General features: G+C 59.3%; 4 protein-coding genes and 1 pseudogene. 4 read left to right on the top strand and 1 reads right to left on the bottom strand.

The window, feature by feature from the left end; all coding sequences use genetic code 11:
- From C0V75_RS23110 to C0V75_RS22565, 4 genes and pseudogenes are all read left to right on the top strand, one after another.
- Positions 1-264: pseudogene (locus C0V75_RS23110) on the top strand (hypothetical protein); the annotation flags it as partial.
- Positions 261-1,118: a LytTR family DNA-binding domain-containing protein gene (locus C0V75_RS22575; protein WP_101923220.1), complete on the top strand. Its 858-nt coding sequence runs from the start codon at positions 261-263 to the stop codon at positions 1,116-1,118. The pseudogene C0V75_RS23110 and the gene C0V75_RS22575, both read left to right, overlap by 4 nt.
- An 84-nt stretch (positions 1,119-1,202) precedes the next feature.
- Complete coding sequence (locus C0V75_RS22570; protein WP_101923219.1) at positions 1,203-1,940, top strand: outer membrane protein; 738 nt, start codon at positions 1,203-1,205, stop codon at positions 1,938-1,940.
- Positions 1,941-2,012: 72 nt separating this feature from the next.
- Complete coding sequence (locus C0V75_RS22565; protein WP_101923218.1) at positions 2,013-2,528, top strand: fasciclin domain-containing protein; 516 nt, start codon at positions 2,013-2,015, stop codon at positions 2,526-2,528.
- A 291-nt stretch (positions 2,529-2,819) separates the two neighbouring features.
- Here C0V75_RS22565 and C0V75_RS22560 read toward each other — a convergent pair.
- Positions 2,820-3,689, bottom strand: an 870-nt coding sequence (locus C0V75_RS22560; RefSeq protein WP_173861124.1) for a tripartite tricarboxylate transporter permease, incomplete at its 5' end; no start/stop codon positions are given.

Genomic DNA, 3,689 nt, shown 5'->3' with positions numbered 1-3,689 from the left:
GGGAATGGTGGGCGCTACATCGGCACACCTTCTGTCAACGGACCAAAAATTCCGATCGTTGGCTGGTCGATGGAGGTGGGCGATCTGCGTCCGGCACATTTCTTCGCGCTGCATGCGATGCAAGTGCTCCCTGCCGTTGGATACATCGCCAGCCGCTTCGACTTGCCAAAGCGCTTGTTGTGGGTCGTGACACTGCTGTATGCCAGCTTTACCATGTTGGTGTTTACGGCCGCCCTGCGAGGCATACCTCTGATAAGCCCATGAAGGACGAACAGCATAAAGACGCTGCAACGGCCCAGAAAGGCCGAACCGTCCTCATGCACCAATCTGGTTTGGGATGGTTTTCTTATCTGGCTCTTTGTGCTGTCGGCCTCATCATCGGATTGACCTCCTTAGGACCAAGCGCGTCTGAAGGCTTGGGTACTCTCAACAAAATGGCATTCTGGACGGCCCATGTGATTCCGGCCCTGATCCTTCTCGCGTCGACGCAAATAGCGCTCGGGCAAGTCGAACGCGTCTCTGCACTGCCTGGGCTTGTGCAGGTGTTCCTTTCGGCCATTGTCGCAGCACTTCTCTTTGCGCCGTATGCAATGGCCGTTGACGGGCTGTTTGGTGGCGACGCGGCTCTCGACGACAAGGGTGGCTCGCTTTGGCTCCGGCTCGCTTTTGAGCTTGGAAATTTCATAATCCCGCTGGTCCTATTCTGGACGCTGATAAATGCGCCAAGCCTCCTCAAACTCGAAAGCGGCGGTTCCCGCCCAAGCGAAAGGGACCAGCCAAATCCTGATCCCCAAGATGACCTGGCCGAGCTCTGGTCGCGCATACCGGTTCGGTTAGGAAGACGACTTGTCGCGCTCTCGGCGGAACTTCACTACTTGCGTGTCTTCACGACAGAAGGTGATGCGCTGATCCTGTTTTCCTTCGGACGCGCCGTCGATCTATTGCAAGAGCGGAACGGGATGCAGATCCACCGGTCCCACTGGGTCGCATTAGATCAGATCGACGAGGTAGTAAGCCAGGATGGACGAGTGTTCTGCCTGATGAATGGTGGGCTGGCGCTTCCGGTCAGCCGCAGCTATCGATCAGCCCTGAAGGCCGCACGGCGCGAGGTCGTTTAGCTGATCCGGCCGGGCCAGTCGGCACCCGGCCATCTGCCGTACTCTTCCCTTCTAGGATACGCTCGACCGTTCGTGCAACAAGGCATGCCGTTCGTGCAGTCCCTTTTGAAAACAGAGATTTTCGCCCGAACTGTTCCTGCATCGCTTGCAGGGCAGGCAATCACTTCAGGAACGAAAAGGAACGAACATATGGTCCATTCATCACGATCGCGCGCGACGCTCGCGTCGGTGTTCTTCATCAGCCTTGCCTTTCCCGCGATCGCAGATCCCTTGGAGGGAGGGTTTTACCTCGAGGGCTTCGGTGGTGCTTCGTCCCTCGCCGACACTGGTTTGTCAGGTATTGCCACCGGGACTTCCGGCTTTGGCACCGGACAGGTTTTTGGTGTCGCTATCGGCTACGACTATGCCGGCAGTCCCTTTCGATCCGAGCTCGAGTTCGCCTATCGCTCAAGCGAAGCGGACGGTGCTGCCGGAATCACGGGTGACTTCGCATCCACGACATTCGCGTTGAATGGCTACTATGACTTCGAAACAATCGCTGGTGGCCGCCTGAAACCCTATGTTGGCGCCGGTCTCGCTTACGTTACCGAGATCGACTTCGATGTCAGCGGTGGCGGCGCGCCTGGTGAATACAACGCCCGCGGTGATTTTGGCTATCAGTTGATGGTCGGCGCCGAATATCCGGTCTCGGATCGTTGGTCCGTCACGGGCGAACTTCGCTACTTCGACGCTGGTCGTCAGGATTTGACTGGTCCCGGCGGAACGCTCTCCGCGGACTATCAAAGCGTCGACGTCATCATCGGTACCTCGATCCGTTTCTAGAGCCCGGGTTGAGCTGGCTTTCTGATCCCATTCGGGCCTTTCACTCCCAACCGTTCACCAACGAGATAACCCATGAAAGATACACTCAAGCTGTGCGCTCTCTCACTTGGCATCGGCCTTGCCGCGACATCATCGCAAGCTGAAAGCATCGTCGACATTGCTGCCGGTGACGATCGGTTCTCGACACTGGTCACCGCCGTGACGGCCGCAGGCCTCGCCGAAACGCTGGCAGGTCCAGGACCATTCACCGTCTACGCCCCGATCAATGATGCTTTTGCGGCGCTCCCGCAGGGCACTGTCGAAAACCTGCTGAAACCGGAAAACAAGGATCAGCTGACGAATGTGCTGCTCTATCATGTCGATGATCGCAAGCTCTCGGCCAACATGATCCCCGGGGGCTCCAACTATTTCAAGCCGTTGCTCGCATCTGAACGTCTGTGCATCACAAAGGACGGCGACGGCGTGTTTATCGCCGATGGTACGGGAGACGTCGCCAAGGTGGTGATTGCCGATATCCAAGCGGACAATGGCGTGATCCACGTGATCGATAAAGTCCTGTTGCCGGGCTCGCGACCCGACTGTCACTAAGCGACAGACATGGAACGCTCCCGAAAGCACCCTCGAAAGTAGGATGTTTTTGGGGGCACCGCATCGCGAGTAAGCGCTAGACTGCCTGTTAGCAATTCAAAGTCGAGACTCCGATCCTGGCCCGTCGCTGCAACACTTGGTGGTGCATGGCCGAATGATGAGTGCTGACTTAGACCCCATGATCGGGCCCTGAACTAACTGGGCTGGTGGTTGTGGACAATCGTGATGCGACGCCGGAACGGTTTGCGTGAGGTTGACGAGGCAGGCAAATTTCCGAAGTTCGGAGTGCCGTCATAATGGTTTCTGCTTGGGACCCTCTGTACTGCGACGAGGCAGAAAAATCCGCTTCATCTTCCAGATCGTCCCGGCCGCTATCAGGGCAAGACAAATCGCGCTTACCGGGTCGGTCAATAGCACCATAGGGTCTCCTCGCGAGAAGAGCAGCGTCCGGCGCAAGTATTCCTCGAAAGCCGGACCAAGGATGAAGCCCAAGACCAAAGGCGTCGGCTCAAGCCCCAGCCGCAGAAGCGCCCAGCCAAAAAGGCCGAAGCCCAGCATCAACCACACGTCGAACAGCGCGTTCTGCACCGAATGCACCCCAATCAGGCTGATCACCAGAATGAGCGGCACCAGTCTGCGAAACGGAATGCGCAAGAGCGCTGCCCAAACCCCGGCAAAAGGCAAGTTCAGCACCACGAGAATGATGTTGCCGATGATCAGGCTGGCCATAAGCGCCGCGAACAGGTCGGGGTTCTGCGCGATGAACCCCGGGCCGGGCAAGATCGCATGGATCATCAGCGCACCCGCAAGCACCGCCATGACCGGGCTGCCGGGCAGGCCCAGTGTCAGCAGCGGCACGAGGGCCGTCTGGGCCGCGGCATTGTTGGCGGCCTCGGGGGCGGCCACGCCTGCGACGGCTCCAGTGCCAAGAGGGCGGTCGCGCGGCACAAGGCCGCTTTCCAGCCCGCGTGCGGCCAGTGCGGCCAACAGTGTGCTTGCTCCCGGGATCACGCCCAGGGCAGAGCCAACGGCGGTGCCGCGAAGAGTGGGCCAAGCGCCCGCGCGAAGGTCGGCGCGGCTGGGCCATGGCCAGCGCACGCCGCGGATGGTTTCGGGACGGCCCGAGGTTTCCAGTGCGCGGATGATCTCTGCGAGGCCGAA

This window comes from Tabrizicola sp. TH137 (genome assembly GCF_002855575.1).
Classification (GTDB): domain Bacteria; phylum Pseudomonadota; class Alphaproteobacteria; order Rhodobacterales; family Rhodobacteraceae; genus Paragemmobacter.
Note: the sequence above shows the minus strand (reverse complement) of the source record. Positions and strands in the feature narration are given on the sequence as shown.

What these genes read in the sequence shown, in the direction of transcription:
- C0V75_RS22575 (WP_101923220.1), top strand. Translation starts at nt 261, where the DNA reads ATGAAGGACGAACAGCATAAAGACGCTGCAACGGCCCAGAAAGGCCGA.
- C0V75_RS22565 (WP_101923218.1), top strand. Translation starts at nt 2,013, where the DNA reads ATGAAAGATACACTCAAGCTGTGCGCTCTCTCACTTGGCATCGGCCTT.
- C0V75_RS22570 (WP_101923219.1), top strand. Translation starts at nt 1,203, where the DNA reads ATGCCGTTCGTGCAGTCCCTTTTGAAAACAGAGATTTTCGCCCGAACT.